This is a genomic window from Mesorhizobium sp. M0037, from assembly GCF_040323635.1.
In the GTDB taxonomy this organism is placed as follows: domain Bacteria; phylum Pseudomonadota; class Alphaproteobacteria; order Rhizobiales; family Rhizobiaceae; genus Mesorhizobium.
Window position 1 is genome coordinate 441,892 of the sequence record NZ_JAMYVB010000001.1, and the last position, 15,294, is coordinate 457,185.

Genomic DNA, 15,294 nt, shown 5'->3' on the forward strand with positions numbered 1-15,294 from the left:
CAGCAAAAAAGGGCGCCGTACCTCTCGGAGCCCTTTTTCAAGTTCAGTTTGGAACCGGCGACCTACCAGCCTTGCCGGCCATACCAGTCATCGATGTCGCGCTGAGCGCGGTCCTTCTCAATGCCGTAGCGCTCCTGAATCTTGCCTTCCAACTGATCGCGGTTACCGGCAATACGGTCCAGATCATCGTCTGTGAGTTTGCCCCACTGTTCCTTGACCTTGCCCTTTACCTGCTTCCAATTGCCTTCGACACGGTTCCAGTCCATGGCACCTATCCTTGTTTGTTTCGGACTGAGAAAAACGCCGTAACGCTACCGGAGTTCCCGTCAAGTTTGAGCAGATCGACCGATCGAAGCGTGGCGAGGTAGGCGGCCCCGAAGCAACCCGCTCTGGAACGCGATGATTGGCTTGCCGCGCCGGCTGTGTTCTCCACAGTCTTGGCCACAGTCGCTCGCGAGACCAGCTTCGTTGGACAAACAGCGACAGGGATAGCGTGAAGCCAACTATGCTGCGTTGGTCATCCAAGCCTGGCGTCAGATACTAATTCTTGCTGTTGGGAGCCATGTTCCCTGCGGCTTTTGCCCTGAAGCGCCTTACCCGGCTGCGTGTGCCGCAGCTCTCATCCGAGCACCACCGCCTGCGCCCGCCACGCGAGGTGTCGATGAAAAGCCAACCGCAGTTCGGCCCGGTGCACTCGCGCACGCGGCGGCGGTCATTCCTGGACACCAAAAACTCGGCTGTCTCAAAGGCCACGCGGTGGCCGATCGTGTTCAGACTGGCTGCGTCGGTCCACTGCCAAGCGAGGCGGTCGCCGGACGGGAAAAGCGAGCGCTTCGGCAGGGCTAGGGCGACTGCATCGCGCACGATTTGCAAGGCATCGTCCGGCACCCGGGCGCCTGCCGCCTCGGCCTGGAGAGCCGCGTAAACGGCCTCGCGCAAAATCTTGGCCTTTTCCAATGCCGCCTCCGCAAGGAGCGGGCGGGCGGAAGCCTCCGCGAGCAGTGCTCGCGCCTCATCGACGTCGATCAAATCGGCACGTCCAGCCCAGACGACCAGGTCGGCATAGGTCTGCAAGAGGTCTGGGCCCCATACATCGCGTCGCGCGTCGACCGTGTTGACGAAGTCCAGGCAGGCGTGACCGCCAACCATGCGCATGTCGACGATAGTCTTCGCACAATCCATCCCCGAAAACATCGGTTGGCGGAACCGTATTGGCAAGAGGCCGTTGTAACGAAATAAACGTCTTTTGGCCGTTACGACGAACCAACAACGCCCAGCGAAGGCTGCTTCCGATGAACCGCAACACAGCGACATTTTTGGTTTTATGTGTGATCTGGGGCACCACGTGGATCGGTATCAAGGCAGGGATCGCCACCGTGCCGCCTCTGATGTTCGCAGGCACGCGTTTTACAGTAGCCGGCTTGCTGATCCTCAGTGCGACGCGCCTAAGGGGCGCTGCTCTACCACGGGTGGCGAAAAGGAGTTGGCCGCGCCTTTTCGTTGTTACGTTGTTTATGATTCCGCTTTGCTATGGCCCACTCTTTTGGGGCATGCTCTACATCGATACGGGCACCGCGGCTGTTCTTGAGCTTTCGCTGACCCCCGTCACGCTGCTTGGGTTTGCGTTGCTTCTGGGGGACGAACGCTATGACGGCCGCAGGCTCTTTGCGATTTTGCTCGGTGCGGCCGGTCTGTGCGTCCTGTTCGAGCCCGAAGCCTATGCTAGTTGGACACACGCAGACCAGCAGGGCAGGGGGCTCCGGCTGCTGGCGATGACAGCGGTGGCGTCGGCAGCTGTAATCTATGCATGGGGTTCGGTGCTCGCGCGGCCGCTTCTTGAGGTATATTCATCGGACTTCATCGCCGGCTTCACCACCCTTTTCGGGGGCGCATTCCTAATTCTCATCTCACTCGTTGTGGAGCCAGGCGCGGCCGCGGCTCTAAAAGGCGATTGGGGCTGGCCGGCCTGGGCCGGGTGGCTGTTCCTCGTGCTGTTTGGTTCGTTCATAGGCTACACACTCTTTATCCGGCTCCTGCACGAAATCGGCGCCTCGCGCGCCGGAGCATTTGCCTTCGTCTCACCCGTGATTGCCGTCGTGCTTGGCATCATCACCTACGGCGAGGAGGTTAGCCTGATCGACATCATCGGCATGGCTATCATGCTCTTCGCAGCGTTTCTTGCGCTACGCGAGCGCAAACAGGAAACATCATCCGCTTCCCCGCCGTTGATTCCACGCTCCGCGCGGGCCGATGGCAGAACATGAAAGACGGCGCGCGCATCCAGCCGCCAATCAGCCTTGAGATGGAAAAGCACAAGGTTCTCGTCTATGCGAAAAGAGGGCTCTCCCGGCAGCGTATCCCGCCTACCACCGGCGGCGAGGAAAGCTCCAGCCCATACGACAACACTAGTCGGCGAGGGATTTTGCCGAGTTGCTGTCAAGATTGCAGGCGGGATTTGATGGAAAAATCGCGAGGCTGCAATCAGCGACTTATTCGTTCCGATGGCGATGCAGGCTATCCGCCAACGCGTCGACAAACTGTCAGCCGCATCGCTTCAGTTCCGCCACCTGAACCCCGAGACGGAATGCCTGACCATCGGCATAAGAACGTGCATAGCTTTCGGCTTCGAACGGAAACGTCAGGGTGCTGCCGTAGGCGGTGACGCGGACCGTCCACTTCTTGTCGCGAACGAGTTCGACCGAATTGTCGGGCGACGTCATGATTTCCTCCGGCACCAGCAAGGCGAAGGCACGGATAACGTCGCAAAGGTCGTTTGAATGCAAACAATCCGACATGCTCATGTCGCTTGTTCTATACGCCCAGACTTTCTCTCGATTAGAGCAGCGCCACGGCTGCAATGTCGGTGGCGTTAAGTCCCCTAGCTGCCAAGACCTTTCCCATCGCGTTGGTCCCCTTGCGGCGTCACGCAGCGACCTTTCTGAACCCAACCGCCGAGATTGTCAGCCCGCAGTGTCCCGAGAGAATAGCCGGCAAGCCGCACGGTGCGAATGGCAACTCTGCGACGACTGCTTCAACAACTTTCGCGACTGGCTCATGTGAACGTCGACCACCTGGGCGCTCACACTGGCTTTCTGCGACCAGCCAGCTGCGATGAATTCATCACGGCTGATCACCTTTCAGGATTCTCGAGCCATGTGGCGCAGCAACTTGAACTCGATCGGCCCAAGAGGAATTTTCCCCGGTGCTGCAAACACGGTGGTATCGAGCTCCATCTCGACGTCGCGATATGTCAGTGGTCTGCGCTTCTGCGCCAATTTCGTGACGGTAGCCCAATCGCGAGCCTTCGCAGGTGGTCGAGGAGCTATTGCGGCGCAAATGGTCTGATGAAGCGTTCGTCGACCCGGGCTGCAACAGCCTGTGCTGACCTTCAGCGCCTGGGGATATCAAGGCGACACAGGGCAGGGAATTGGTCCGGGCATCCCGCTTCAGCCGGCCGCTCCCCGTCGCCAGCTCATTGTCTGGCCGACAGTCCAGCACAATTCCCACGCACCGGCCTTTTCGCGGCAAGACCTAGCGCGTCATCGATCGAGCGGGCCAGCTTGCTGCCGAAACCATCCACCTGCAGAATGTGGCCTCGGAGCAGGTAGAACTCCGCATCCTGCGAGGGAGATGCACCGGCCGCGGCTCCGTCGAACTCAGCGAGGGAAACGGAAGTCAGCTCTTCGCAGTTCAACTTCGAGAGCAGACGTTCCTGGATTGGCCTTGGCACATTTGTGAACGGTCGATTCCAATGGCTGTCAAAGAGTACGGCGCGACATTGAGGCGCCAGCGAACCAGCTCGAAACCGGTCGAGCTAGTATCCGGGCCGGGTCAATCCGAGACAATTTCGTAGTGAAGAAGCTGGGCTTCGTCGAGTGCCGACTTCACTCCAGGCGAGATGACGCCGGAGCCGAAGAGGATAATATCTTCACGGCGTACGAATACTTCATGGCCGAGTCCCATGGACACAAATGTGCCCGAAGAGCTTCGTTCGAGAAGCCGAGCTCTGCCATTCAATATGGTGAAGGCGGCGTGGCGCCTCGATACCCAGGGCCGCTCGACGATGATGTCGCATTCCGCCGATCTGCCGATTGTCACGGATTCGCCGTTTCGACAGGATCGCAGCTGATCTCTGTAGCGGATGACCAGATGAATCTGCCGCGGCAGGACCGAGCGTCTATCTGTAGTGGCGCCATGGCTGGTGATCTGCGTACCGGGGGCCCCATCGTCGCTCCACAGGGTATAGACATCGAAGAACTCTTGCTTCCCCTTCAAGGCCATTTTGTCGAGGAGCCGCAGGCCCTTGCGGCTTCTCGGGGAAAGGGCTTCGCAGAAGCTCTGGCTGATCAGCACCTCTCCGGGGTTCGCCGTGGTGGACAACCTTGCGGTGACATTGACAACGTCACCGAATATCGCGCCCCGCGCCCGAATGACCGCCCCGAAATGCAATCCGATACGGGCGCTCAACGGCCCTTTAGTCAGTTGATGGGTAATTTGGCAGACGGCCCTCAGCGCCATTTCCGGGCTCTCGAAGAGGCTGAGTATGTCATCCCCTTTCGAGTAAATGAAATCACCACGGTGCTTGGCGACAATCTCGCGCATCGTGTCCAGGCAATCCGAGACCTGCTGTAGAGCGGCATCGTCTCCGATCCGCTCATAGAGTGGCGTGCTGCCCACGACATCAGCTAAGAGGACTGCGGCAAGAAGCGTTTCCTGGTCCATCGATCTCGTGTCCGACCCAAAAAGTCAGCGTGCGTGTATAACACACGAGGTTGCCTGCGACATATCTGCTCGTGCGCCTGGGCCGGGGCGATGCCTCAGGTGATCGTCGCGGACGGACGGGCGTATGCCATTCGTCGGCTTCGTGCCGACATCCAGAACCCTCTTCGCCCCAATCGTTCGCGACTTCGGTGCTATGAGTGGACTTGGTCTTTTTAGGTTCGGAAAGGCTGACCGAGTTGCAACGGGCGACGGCCTTCTCATGCACCATCAACCACGACCCGATCTCGGCCCTCCGACTTCGCACGGAATAGTGCCAGATCGGCGGCTTTGACGAGATCATTCGGGCTCTCGTTCGTATTTGGGACCGGTGGCGACGCCAACGCCGTGCTTTGCGATAAGATCACGGATCCATTGATCAGATTTCAGGTATATTCTCTTTGAAGATCACCTGAAGTCGTGGTTGATGCGGTTCATAGTTCAGGTGCCTGACAGAGTGGCTTAAAATGTTGAGCGCTTCCCGCGCCTCGACGCGCGGATTTTGATCTATGACCGCATCGAGCGTCCCATCCAACAAAAGTTCCTTGGTGCCGTCTGTCACCTCGTGGCCGAGAAAGAGAATGTCTTTGGCGCGTCCACGCTCCTTCAGCGCCCGAGCGATGCCGGTGTTGCCGGCGCCGACATTGTAGATCGCGGCAAGATCGGGGTGCCGGTCCAGAAGCGCTGATGCTTCCGAATAAGCCTTCTCTCGGTCATCCAGCATTTCGCGCATCTCGACGATCTCGAGATTGGGCGACTCCTCGGTCAAGATGTGCCGGAATCCCATTTCGCGTTCCTCATGGCCGCGATAGGACAGCGAGCCGGCGAACAGCGCCACCTTGCTTGGGCGTTCCGACCCCATGAAGCGGTTGAGCAGATAGCCGGCCAGCCGCCCCGCGGCGCGGTTGTCGATGCCGATATAGGCCACTCTCGGAACATGCAGGATGTCGGAGGCGATGGTCACCACCTTGACGTCATTGGCCGACAGCGAGCGGATCGCCTCGCGCACCGTTGGATGATCGAGCGCGATCACGCCGACGCCTTGTGTCTGTCCACGCAATTCTTGCAGCAGGCGGGCGAGCCGGTCGGGGTTGAAGCCCTCTATGGTGGCGATGTGGACGTCGAGATCGGGGCGCGCTAGGGCCTGCGCCTCGATGTGTCGATGCAGCATCTTGATGAAGGAATTGGTGCCGGCCGGCAGAGCGAAGTCGAGACGGATGACCTCTCCAGGTGAGGGCCTGGGCGGCGCTCCGTTCGGGCCCTCCGCGATGTAGCCGAGGCGCTGCGCCATTTCGAGCACTATCTCACGCGTGCGCGCCCGCACACCGGGCCTGTTGTTCAGCACGCGGTCGACGGTGGCGGCGGAAACGCCGGCTTCCCGGGCTATGTCAGTCAAGGTGGAACGCACCGTCTTCATCTCCTCAATGCATAAGATCGCACAATGCCGCTAGCCCGTCCGACGGCCATAGCTGCCAGCCATCAGCGATTCTGATGGGAAATGATGTATCCAGCCTAAGCCGATGCGCAAGGAGGTTGGGCTAAATCGCGTCGCCCGGCGTGATAGTCGCGTGCCAGAAAGGCAGATTTCCCATCAAATCGAGTCATTGAGCCGGTGTGTCGACCTTTGCATGACGTATTTTCTCCGCAGTTGCGGTGTTACGATGTATTTTGAGTATTTATGATGTTGACAGCCTTCCGGTGCTGCCGTCAATATCCCTCAATGGGCTCGTGGAGGAAACATCGGGCCTGAGGGAGGAATTCCAATGTCTGATTTGATCCGCATATCGCGACGCCGATTGTTGGCGTCCGGAGGAAAGGCGGCGGCGTTCGTGGCTGCGGCCGGTATCGCACCGCAATTCATCCGTCCCGGCCGTGCCGTTGCGGCCGACGCGCTGGCGCCAGGCATGGTAGGCGGCCCCACCGGTTTCGAGGGCGCCGAGCGCTATCAATATGGCGCCGACACGCCGGAAGGCCGTGCCGTTGAGGCGGCCAAGGCCTTGAAGGGAGCAGGCAAGGCGCCGGCCAAGATCGTGCTTGGCCTGTCGGATGGCTCGATTGGTCAACTCACACAGCCTTTCCCGGCGGGTGCGCCGTCGATCAAGGAGCTGTGGGAAAAGGAAACCGGCATCCAGATTGAGATCGTCGGCCTGCCGAACGGCCAGGAATTCACCAAGACGATGCAGGACATCTCCACCAAGGGTGGGGCCTATGACATCTACTCGACGGAATGGAACCGCCTCGGCGACCTTGCCGAGACCGGCGGCATCGCCAAGCTCGACGACTTCGTCGCCCAGTACAAGCCCGAATGGGACGATCCCAAGACAGGCTATGTCGACGGCGCCAAGGGCGTGTCGCTGCTCAACAAATATCGCGGGTCCAACTATGGCGTGTCGCTGGACGGCGACTTCCAGACCTGGGTCTACCGCACCGACCTGTTCGGCGACGCCGCCGAGCAGAAGGCGTTCAAGGACAAATTCGGCTACGATCTGGCGCCGCCGAAGACCTGGAAGCAGCACAGTGACATCGCGGGCTTCTTCCAGCGGCCCGACAAGGGCCTGTTCGGCTCCACCGACCTGCGCAACCAGGGCTGGGGCTACACCAACTGGTATCAGCGCTATGTCTCGATGGCATCGCCCAACCAGTTCCTGTTCGGCGACGACGGCAAGCCGCTGATCAATTCCGAGCACGGCATTGCCGCCACCAACGAATATGTCGGCTCGCTCGTTCATCACTCGCCGGACGCGATCTCCTGGGGCTGGCCGGAGCAGTATGGAAATTTCGCCAAGGGCGGCGCGGCGATGACCTGCGCCTTCTCGAACCTGCCGAAATTCCTCGACAATGCCGGCAACAAGGATTCCGCCGTCACCGGCAAGATCGGCTCGATGCTGCCGCCCGGCCGCGAAGTCGACGGCAAGCTGATCAGCCGTTCCGTGCTGTGGTTCTCGCTGACCGGCATGGTCTCGTCTCAGTCGAAAAACCAGGAGGTCGCCTACCTCTTGCTGCAGTGGCTGGGCTCCGCCCGCATCTATGCCTGGATGAGCGCCAATCCGGGCGGCTATCTCGATCCGTTCCGGCTCTCGGATTTCTCCGATCCGCTGGTGCGCCAGACCTACCACGCCTACCACATCGACGTGGTGCGCGAGACCGTCGCCCGCACGGTGCCGACGATCAACTATCCCGGCGCCACCGCCTTCCACAACGCATTGGACGAAAACCTGATGGCGTCGCTGACCAAGGCCAAGACGGCGGAACAGGCGATGGCCGACACGGAAGCGGAGTGGAAGAAGATCGCCCGCCGCATCGGCGAGGACAAATTGCTTGAAGCCATAAGGACCAACAAGGAGGCCTGGCCGACTGTTCTCGACCCGATCAGCTGATCCGTCTCCCTGGATCAGCGCTGGAGGAGCATCTGTTCCTCCCCGCCGCAGTCAACGCCACCAGCAAAGCAGCCAGATGAAGCGTTCCGTCCCCTTCGAGATATTCCGCTACGCCGCGATCTTCGCGGCGATGGCGGTGACGCTGGTACCGATCCTGTGGATGGTGTCGATGGCCTTCAAGCCGATCGCCGAATGGTCGGCGACCGGCGCCGACCTGACATGGTGGCCGAAGAACCCGACGCTCGGCAATTTCCAGTTCGTCTTCGGTGAATCCAACAACAATCTGATCGTGGCGCTCGACCGCACCGCGCTGAAGCCGATCCTGTCGTCGCTGCTGTCGGCGGTGTTCGGCACGGCGATCGCAATGTCGGCGGGCACGGCTGCGGCCTACGGGCTGTCGCGTTTCGGCTCAGGCCAGAACCTGCCGCTGGCGCTGATCCAGCTCAGGCTGTTTCCGCCGATGGCGGTGATGATCCCGGTGATGATCATGTGGGCCTTTCTCAACTTCACCGACAGCTGGTTTGGCCTGGCGCTGATCTACGGCATCGTCACCCTGCCATTCGCTTTCTGTCTCATGAAGACCTTCTTCGACGACATGCCGCGCGAGATCGAGGAAGCGGCGCTTGTCGAAGGTTGTTCGCGGCTGCGCGTCTTCACACGCATCACGCTGCCGATGATGCGCGCACCGCTAGCCAGCGCCGCCCTCTTCGTCTTCATCCTCAACTGGTCGGACTATCTGATCGCGCTGCTTCTGACGACGCGTGAATGGGTGACGATCCCCGTCTACATGGCCTCGCTGTCCTCCTCGATGACCGGGCAGCTCTATGGCGCCAAGGCCGCGCTCGGTCTTATCGCCGCGGTGCCGCCGGTCATCATGGGCATCGCCATCCAGCGCCATCTGGTGCGCGGACTGACGTTCGGCGCGCTCAAGCAATGAGCGCGGTGACCGTGACTGTCTCAAAGGACGCAAAGGCCGCGCTTGGCAAGCCCGCGCTGCGGGACGAGGGAGCGCGGCTGGGATTCCGGCTGACGCTGCCGGCGCAGGTTTTGGTGCTCTTCATCTCCGTCTTCCCGCTGCTGATGCAGCTCTACATCAGCGTCACCGACTGGTCGCCGCTCTCCGGCCTCGGCTGGTGGAACGCATGGGAGATGTGGAACAGCTTCGCCAACTACACCGACCTTGCCGCCGATGCGCGCTTCTGGAGCGCGCTGAGGCGCACGGCCATCGTCATGGTCGTGTGCGTGCCCGTCGAATTCCTGCTTGGCCTGGCATTGGCGACGCTGTTCGCGGACGATTTTCCGGGCAAGCGGATCTTCTATTCGATCCTGCTGATGCCGATGATGGTGGTTCCAGCGGTGGCCGGCTACATGTTCTTCATGCTGTTCCAGTCGGGCGGGCCGCTGAACGACATCCTGTCGGCACTCAGCGGTTCCCGCGTCACCATCGCCTGGCTGTCTGACCCCACACTGGCGCTGATCGCGGTGATCATCGCCGATATCTGGCAATGGACGCCGCTGATGTTCCTGATCCTGCTTGCCGGCCTGGTCGGCGTGCCGCAGGACCAGATCAAGGCGGCGACCCTGCTCGGCGCCAACCCGTGGCAGCGCTTCGTCACCATCGTGCTGCCGAAGATGAAGACGATCATCATCATCGCGCTGGCGATCCGCGTCATCGAGAACTTCAAGATCTTCGACACGCTCTACATCATGACCGGCGGCGGCCCCGGCGTCGCCACGGAGACGATCTCCGTCTACATCTACAAGGTCACGACGCAGGACCTGATCTGGGGCTATGTGGCGGCGATCGCGCTGGCCATCCTGGTCGTGCTTTCGATCGTGGCCGTATTCGCCATGAAGCGCATGGCGCGGGCAAGGCTGGTGCCGGCATGAGCGCGATCCAGCTGCGCAACCTGGTCAAGACCTTTGGCGAGTTCACGGCGCTGAAGACCATGGATCTCGATGTCGCCGATGGCGAGTTCATGGCGCTGCTCGGGCCTTCGGGCTGCGGCAAGTCGACGACGATGAACATGATCGCCGGCATGGAAGAGCCGACCAGCGGCAAGATCCTGTTTGGCGAGCGCGACATGGCCGGCGTGCCCATGGGCCGCCGCGGCGTCGGCTTCGTTTTCCAGAACTACGCCATCTTCACCCACATGACGGTGCGCCAGAACCTTGCCTATGGGCCGCGGATGCGCGGTGCGGCGAAAGCTGAGATCGACCGCCGCGTCGGCGCCACCGCCGAGCTGCTGCAGTTGACGCCGCTGCTCGACCGCAAGGCCGACCGGCTCTCGGTCAACATCCTGCAGCGGGTGGCGATCGGGCGCTCTGCAATCATGGAGCCGGCGATCTTTCTGCTCGACGAGCCGCTGTCCAATGTCGACGCCGCCTTCCGGGCGGTGATGCGGACCGAGCTCAAGCAGCTGCAGCGCCAGTTCAGGCAGACGATGGTCTACGTCACCCATGACCAGCTTGAGGCCATGACCATGGCCGACCGCATTGCCGTCATGGATCACGGCGTGCTGCAGCAGGTGGGAACGCCTCTGGAAGTCTACAACAATCCGGCCAACGTCTTCGTCGCACGCTTCATTGGCGCCCCGGGCATGAACCTGCTGAAGGGAAGGCCGACGGAGAGCGATCGGGGTCTGGTGGTCGATCTCGGGCCGCTGGGGGTCACGCCGACGCTGCCGGACGAGCTGGCCGCCACCTTGCGCGGATCGCGCTCCGAGGTGCTTTACGGCTTTCGGCCCGAACAGGTGTCGCTGGTGCAGAGCGGGCACGGCCTCGCCATGCCGGTGAGCTTCGTCGAGCGGATCGGCGCGAGGACCATCGTCCATCTCGGCGATGGCGAGACCGCCGTGAAGGCGGTGTTCGACAATAATGTCGGACTGTCGATCGGCGAGCTTGCCGTCGTCGCCCCCGTGGCATCGTCCGTGCGTGTCTTCGATGCCCGCAGCGGCATTGCGATGAAGGCAGGTTGACATGGCCGATATCGTCTTTCGCAATGTCAGCAAGCGCTACGGCACGGCGCTCGCCGTCGACGACGCCTCGTTCACCGTCAATGACAACGAATTCTTCTGCTTCTTCGGGCCGCCGCTGGCGGGCAAATCGACAATCCTGCGCCTCGTGCTCGGGCTGGAGACGCCTGACGCCGGAGAGATCCTGATCGGCGGCAAACCGGTCAACACCGTCTCGCCGGCCGAGCGCAATGTCGCCATGGTGTTCCAGAACCTGGCGCTGTTCCCCCATATGAGCGCGCGCGACAATGTGCGTTTCCCGCTGGTCGAGCGCAAGGTCGCCGAGGCCCAGATCGAAAAGCGTGTCGCCGACGTCGCCGCCAAGCTGCATATCGGCCACATCCTTCACAAGCCGCCGGCGCAGCTTTCCGGTGGCGAGCGGCAACGCGTGGCCATAGCCCGCGCCCTGGTGCGCGACCCGAACGCCTATCTGATGGACGACCCGATCTCTGCGCTCGATGCGCGGCTGCGCGAGGAAACGCGCGTCGAGCTCAAGCGCATCCAGCGCGAACTCGGCAAGACGCTGATCTACGTCACCCATGACCAGGAAGAGGCGATGTCGATCGCCGACCGCATCGCCATTCTGGAGAATGGCAGGATCCGGCAGATCGGCGCTCCGGCGGAGATCTACGACCGCCCGGCGAACACCTATGTGGCGCGACTGCTTGGTTCGCCGATGATGAACATCCTCAAATCCGTTCGCGGCGACGGTGGCATCGAGGCCGCAGAAGGCACGGTCAGCATCGCCGATCGCGCTGCTCCGGCCGACGCGATCGAAATCGGGCTGAGGCCGGAGGACATCCAGGTCCGGCCCTGGGTCGACGGGGGCGTTGGCCGCCCGGCACGCGTGTTCGAGGTCGAGCCGCTTGGCGGCTACACGGTGGTAACGCTCGCCGCCGGAGAGGCGCGGCTGAAGGCGCTGCTGCGCGGCCAGCCCGACATCAGGCCGGATGCGGCGGTAGCGATATCCTGCGAGCCGGCCCGGGTGCATTATTTCGGGCAGGACGGAGGCGCGTTGGCGAGATGATCGCGGCTGCGAAAACAGAATTGCGGGAGGAAGACATGGCGAGCGAAGGCTTCGAGCCGGACGTGAAGGTCCGCACGAAAGAATACCGTATCGGCTGCATCGGCGCCGGCATGATCATGGCCGAGTGCCATCTGGCAGCCTATCGCGAAGCGGGGTTCAACGTGATGGCGATCGCCTCGCGGACCCGTTCCAATGCGCAGAAGGTCGCCACGCGTTGGGACATCCCGACCGTGCACGACACGCCGGAACAGCTGATCGAGGATTCTGAGGTCGAGATCGTCGACCTTGCCTTTCCGCCCGACCAGCAGCCGGCGCTGATCCGCCATGCGCTGAAGCAGAGCCACGTCAAGGCGATCCTGGCGCAGAAGCCACTGGCGCTGTCGGTCGATGAAGCCGTGAAGCTGCGCGACGAAGCATCAAAGTCCGGCAAGATCCTCTCGGTCAACCAGAACATGCGCTACGACCAGTCGATGCGCGTTCTGAAGCAGATCATCGACAGCGGCGCGCTGGGCGACATCGTCTTCGCGCAGATCGACATGCATGCCATCCCGCACTGGCAGACTTTCCTTCAGGACTACGACCGGCTGACGCTCGCCAATATGAGCGTGCATCATCTCGACGTGCTGCGCTTTCTGTTCGGCGATCCCTCGGAAATCACCACGCTGACACGCAAGGACCCGCGCACGACATTCGAGCATAGCGACGGCATCACCGTCTCGACGCTGCGCTTTCCCTCCGGCGTGCTCGCCGTGTCGCTGGAGGATGTCTGGTGCGGACCGCGCCAGGAGGGCTATCTGGACGACCAGCACATCAACTGGCGCGTCGACGGCACCAAGGGTGTCGCCAAAGGCACGATCGGCTGGCCGAAAGGCGCTGCCTCGACGCTGACCTATGCCTCGACCGAGACGACCGGCGGCGAATGGGTCAGCCCGAGCTGGGACACGATGTGGTTCCCGCATGCCTTCATCGGCGTGATGGAGCAATTGCAGCATGCGGTGAAGACAGGCGCGCCGCCGGCATTATCGGTGGCCGACAACGTCAAGACGATGGCGCTGGTCGAGGCCGGCTATCGCTCGATCGACGAGGGCCGCACGGTCAAGCTTTCCGAGATATCGATAAACTCAGTCAACTGAATCGCTTACAGGGAGGAATTCACATCATGATGCAGGCAGGTATTTTCACCGGCTATTTCCCGTACGGCCTCGAAGAGACGGCGAAGAAAATCCGCGGGCTCGGTTTCAACACGGTGCAGCTCGACCTGCATTTTAGGGATATCGATCTGTCGGCCGGGCAGATCACTGAGGAAAAGGCCAAGCAGGTGCGCGACGTCTTCCGCGACAACAACCTGCCGATCTGCTGCGTGTCGGGCTACACCAACATCATCCATCCCGACAAATCCGAGCGCGACAAGCGCGTCGGCTATCTCAAGGAGATCATTCGCAACGCCCGCAGCTTCGGCTCGCCCTACGTGATCTCCGAGACCGGTACCTACAACACCGAATCCGACTGGGTGCATCACCCGAAGAACAAGACCGAGGAAGGATTCGAGGAATGCCGCAAGGTGATCGCCGAGCTTGCCCAGACCGCCTATGACCATGGCGCGGTCTTCCTCCTCGAGACCTACGTCAACAACGTCGTTGGCTCGGTCGAGGAGACGGTGAAGATGTTCGCCCAGGTCGACCATCCCGGCCTCGGCCTGCTGATGGATCCGACCAACTATTTCGAAACCCACAACATCGACAGGATGGACCAGATCCTGAACCAGGTGTTCGATACGCTGACCGACAAGATCAAGATCGCGCATGCCAAGGACGTCAAGCGTTCGGGCAGCGACAAGTCGGAAAAGCATGCCGACATCGGCGACGAGGATGCGATGGAGAGCCACACCTTCCGCGGCGTCGGCGAGATCGAGCTGCCGGCGCCCGGGCTGGGATCGCTGAATTACGATCTCTATCTGCAGCGGCTGGCGGAAAAGCACCCAAACATCCCGGTCATCATCGAGCATCTCTCGGAAGACGACGTGCCGCGCGCGAAGAAATTCCTCGACGGGAAGTTCCGCGCCAACGGCCTGTGAGCGCCGGTTGCGCCGCCGGCGCATGGCGGCGCAACTCCAACCAAGGGAGGAATGAATGTTGAAATTCGCATTGAAAGTGGCTGCCGCGGCAACGCTGGTGGCCGGGGTCTCCTTGAGCCTGCCGGCATTCGCGCAGGACGGCCAGAAGACCTTCTATCTGCTGTCGCATGGTGGCCCTTCGGACGCGTTCTGGATCGACTGGAATGCCGGCGCGACCAAGGCCTGCGACCAGCTCAAGGTGACCTGCAAGATCTCGTTCAGCGGCGGCGACATGGCGGCGCAGAAGGAGGCTTTCAACTCGGCGCTCGCCGCCAAGCCGGACGGCATCGCCACCACCTCGGCTCAGCCCGGCCTGTGGACGGAGGAGGTGAAGGCCGCCAAGGCCGCCGGCATACCGATCGTGTTCTTCAACACCGACGATCCGGCGACCGGGCGGCAGGCCTATGTCGGGGCCGACCTCAGGGAAGCGGGCGTCATCTGGGCCAAGTATCTCGTCGACCACAAGATGGTGAAGCAGGGCGACAAGGTGTTCCTGCCGGTCGAAGTGCCGGGCGCCAGCTACCAGCAGCTCGAGACCGAGGGCATCGCCAGCGTCTTCGATCCGCTCGGCATCAAGTACGACGTGGTCGATTGCGGCACCGACCCGGCCGGCATCATCGCCAAGATGACCGACTACATGGTCGCCAACAATCCGCCGGCAATCATTGCACTCGGCGATTCCGTGGCAGCAAGCATCAAACGCGTCTTCGACGGGGCCGGTGTGTCGGCCGGCAAGGTCCCGGTCGTCGGCTGGGGCAACTCAAAGGAGACGGCCGAGGCGGTCAAGTCCGGCTTCGTCAATGCTGCGGCCTGGCAGTACCCGTCGGCGCAGGGCTTCATGCCGGTGGCGCTGCTCGGGCTTGCGGCCTCTGGCGAGCCGATCGGCTACGACATTCACACATTCAGCCTCTACGACGCCTCGAGCGTCGAGCCGATCCTGAAACTCTACAACAAGTGACGACAATCGGCGCCCCCCCCCAAATGGCGGGCGCCGGACGAAACGCA

The 15,294-nt window shown here is 61.8% G+C and carries 15 protein-coding genes; 9 read left to right on the top strand and 6 right to left on the bottom strand.

Features of this window, described 5'->3' with window-relative positions; all coding sequences use genetic code 11:
• Positions 1-62: 62 nt before the first annotated feature.
• Entirely contained in the window at positions 63-266 is a 204-nt protein-coding gene (locus NKJ78_RS02255) for a CsbD family protein (protein WP_023682266.1), read from the bottom strand.
• Between the two features lie 274 nt (positions 267-540).
• Positions 541-1,155, bottom strand: a complete 615-nt coding sequence (locus NKJ78_RS02260) for a CGNR zinc finger domain-containing protein (RefSeq protein ID WP_031198225.1) — start codon at positions 1,153-1,155, stop codon at positions 541-543.
• A gap of 137 nt (positions 1,156-1,292) precedes the next feature.
• Here NKJ78_RS02260 and NKJ78_RS02265 point away from each other — a divergent pair, with 137 nt between their 5' ends.
• Positions 1,293-2,264: a DMT family transporter gene (locus NKJ78_RS02265; RefSeq protein ID WP_023749390.1), complete on the top strand. Its 972-nt coding sequence runs from the start codon at positions 1,293-1,295 to the stop codon at positions 2,262-2,264.
• Between the two features lie 276 nt (positions 2,265-2,540).
• Here NKJ78_RS02265 and NKJ78_RS02270 read toward each other — a convergent pair whose 3' ends face one another.
• From NKJ78_RS02270 to NKJ78_RS02285, 4 genes are all read right to left on the bottom strand, one after another.
• Positions 2,541-2,720 (bottom strand): hypothetical protein, encoded by a 180-nt coding sequence (locus tag NKJ78_RS02270; RefSeq protein ID WP_031197092.1) that lies wholly within the window; start codon positions 2,718-2,720, stop codon positions 2,541-2,543.
• Positions 2,721-2,960: 240 nt separating this feature from the next.
• A complete protein-coding gene (locus NKJ78_RS02275) occupies positions 2,961-3,134 on the bottom strand; it encodes a winged helix-turn-helix domain-containing protein (RefSeq protein WP_084014410.1) in 174 nt (57 codons plus the stop codon).
• Between the two features lie 697 nt (positions 3,135-3,831).
• The gene (locus tag NKJ78_RS02280) at positions 3,832-4,722 is read right to left on the bottom strand and encodes an adenylate/guanylate cyclase domain-containing protein (RefSeq protein WP_023731706.1); all 891 of its coding nucleotides are present in this window, start codon (positions 4,720-4,722) and stop codon (positions 3,832-3,834) included.
• 415 nt (positions 4,723-5,137) lie between these two features.
• The gene (locus NKJ78_RS02285; protein ID WP_023697399.1) at positions 5,138-6,166 is read right to left on the bottom strand and encodes a LacI family DNA-binding transcriptional regulator; all 1,029 of its coding nucleotides are present in this window, start codon (positions 6,164-6,166) and stop codon (positions 5,138-5,140) included.
• Positions 6,167-6,521: 355 nt separating this feature from the next.
• Here NKJ78_RS02285 and NKJ78_RS02290 point away from each other — a divergent pair, with 355 nt between their 5' ends.
• The 8 genes from NKJ78_RS02290 (at position 6,522) to NKJ78_RS02325 (ending at position 15,247) form a co-directional block, all read left to right on the top strand.
• A complete protein-coding gene (locus tag NKJ78_RS02290) occupies positions 6,522-8,135 on the top strand; it encodes an extracellular solute-binding protein (RefSeq protein ID WP_023749389.1) in 1,614 nt (537 codons plus the stop codon).
• A gap of 76 nt (positions 8,136-8,211) precedes the next feature.
• Entirely contained in the window at positions 8,212-9,072 is an 861-nt protein-coding gene (locus tag NKJ78_RS02295) for a carbohydrate ABC transporter permease (RefSeq protein ID WP_352459448.1), read from the top strand.
• Positions 9,069-10,025, top strand: a complete 957-nt coding sequence (locus NKJ78_RS02300; RefSeq protein WP_023834197.1) for a carbohydrate ABC transporter permease — start codon at positions 9,069-9,071, stop codon at positions 10,023-10,025. Before NKJ78_RS02295 ends, NKJ78_RS02300 begins: the two co-directional genes overlap by 4 nt.
• Positions 10,022-11,113: an ABC transporter ATP-binding protein gene (locus tag NKJ78_RS02305; protein WP_023740299.1), complete on the top strand. Its 1,092-nt coding sequence runs from the start codon at positions 10,022-10,024 to the stop codon at positions 11,111-11,113. The genes NKJ78_RS02300 and NKJ78_RS02305 overlap by 4 nt, the downstream gene beginning before the upstream one ends.
• Position 11,114: 1 nt before the next feature.
• On the top strand, positions 11,115-12,176 hold the full coding sequence (locus tag NKJ78_RS02310) for an ABC transporter ATP-binding protein (RefSeq protein ID WP_023740300.1): 1,062 nt from the start codon (positions 11,115-11,117) through the stop codon (positions 12,174-12,176).
• Positions 12,177-12,211: 35 nt separating this feature from the next.
• Positions 12,212-13,309, top strand: coding sequence for a Gfo/Idh/MocA family protein (locus tag NKJ78_RS02315; RefSeq protein ID WP_352459447.1), 1,098 nt, complete (start codon positions 12,212-12,214; stop codon positions 13,307-13,309).
• A gap of 26 nt (positions 13,310-13,335) precedes the next feature.
• The gene (locus NKJ78_RS02320) at positions 13,336-14,250 is read left to right on the top strand and encodes a sugar phosphate isomerase/epimerase family protein (protein WP_023739479.1); all 915 of its coding nucleotides are present in this window, start codon (positions 13,336-13,338) and stop codon (positions 14,248-14,250) included.
• A gap of 55 nt (positions 14,251-14,305) precedes the next feature.
• Positions 14,306-15,247 carry a sugar ABC transporter substrate-binding protein gene (locus NKJ78_RS02325; protein ID WP_023689426.1) on the top strand — a complete coding sequence of 314 codons (942 nt, stop codon included), beginning with the start codon at positions 14,306-14,308 and terminating at the stop codon, positions 15,245-15,247.
• The last annotated feature ends 47 nt before the right edge of the window (positions 15,248-15,294 follow it).

Excerpts from the sequence above, each read along its gene's own strand:
- NKJ78_RS02295 (WP_352459448.1), top strand. The coding sequence starts at position 8,212 with ATGAAGCGTTCCGTCCCCTTCGAGATATTCCGCTACGCCGCGATCTTC.
- NKJ78_RS02260 (WP_031198225.1), bottom strand. The coding sequence starts at position 1,155 with ATGCGCATGGTTGGCGGTCACGCCTGCCTGGACTTCGTCAACACGGTC.
- NKJ78_RS02310 (WP_023740300.1), top strand. The coding sequence starts at position 11,115 with ATGGCCGATATCGTCTTTCGCAATGTCAGCAAGCGCTACGGCACGGCG.
- NKJ78_RS02270 (WP_031197092.1), bottom strand. The coding sequence starts at position 2,720 with ATGACGTCGCCCGACAATTCGGTCGAACTCGTTCGCGACAAGAAGTGG.
- NKJ78_RS02320 (WP_023739479.1), top strand. The coding sequence starts at position 13,336 with ATGATGCAGGCAGGTATTTTCACCGGCTATTTCCCGTACGGCCTCGAA.
- NKJ78_RS02290 (WP_023749389.1), top strand. The coding sequence starts at position 6,522 with ATGTCTGATTTGATCCGCATATCGCGACGCCGATTGTTGGCGTCCGGA.
- NKJ78_RS02255 (WP_023682266.1), bottom strand. The coding sequence starts at position 266 with ATGGACTGGAACCGTGTCGAAGGCAATTGGAAGCAGGTAAAGGGCAAG.
- NKJ78_RS02280 (WP_023731706.1), bottom strand. The coding sequence starts at position 4,722 with ATGGACCAGGAAACGCTTCTTGCCGCAGTCCTCTTAGCTGATGTCGTG.
- NKJ78_RS02265 (WP_023749390.1), top strand. The coding sequence starts at position 1,293 with ATGAACCGCAACACAGCGACATTTTTGGTTTTATGTGTGATCTGGGGC.
- NKJ78_RS02315 (WP_352459447.1), top strand. The coding sequence starts at position 12,212 with ATGGCGAGCGAAGGCTTCGAGCCGGACGTGAAGGTCCGCACGAAAGAA.
- NKJ78_RS02325 (WP_023689426.1), top strand. The coding sequence starts at position 14,306 with ATGTTGAAATTCGCATTGAAAGTGGCTGCCGCGGCAACGCTGGTGGCC.
- NKJ78_RS02305 (WP_023740299.1), top strand. The coding sequence starts at position 10,022 with ATGAGCGCGATCCAGCTGCGCAACCTGGTCAAGACCTTTGGCGAGTTC.
- NKJ78_RS02300 (WP_023834197.1), top strand. The coding sequence starts at position 9,069 with ATGAGCGCGGTGACCGTGACTGTCTCAAAGGACGCAAAGGCCGCGCTT.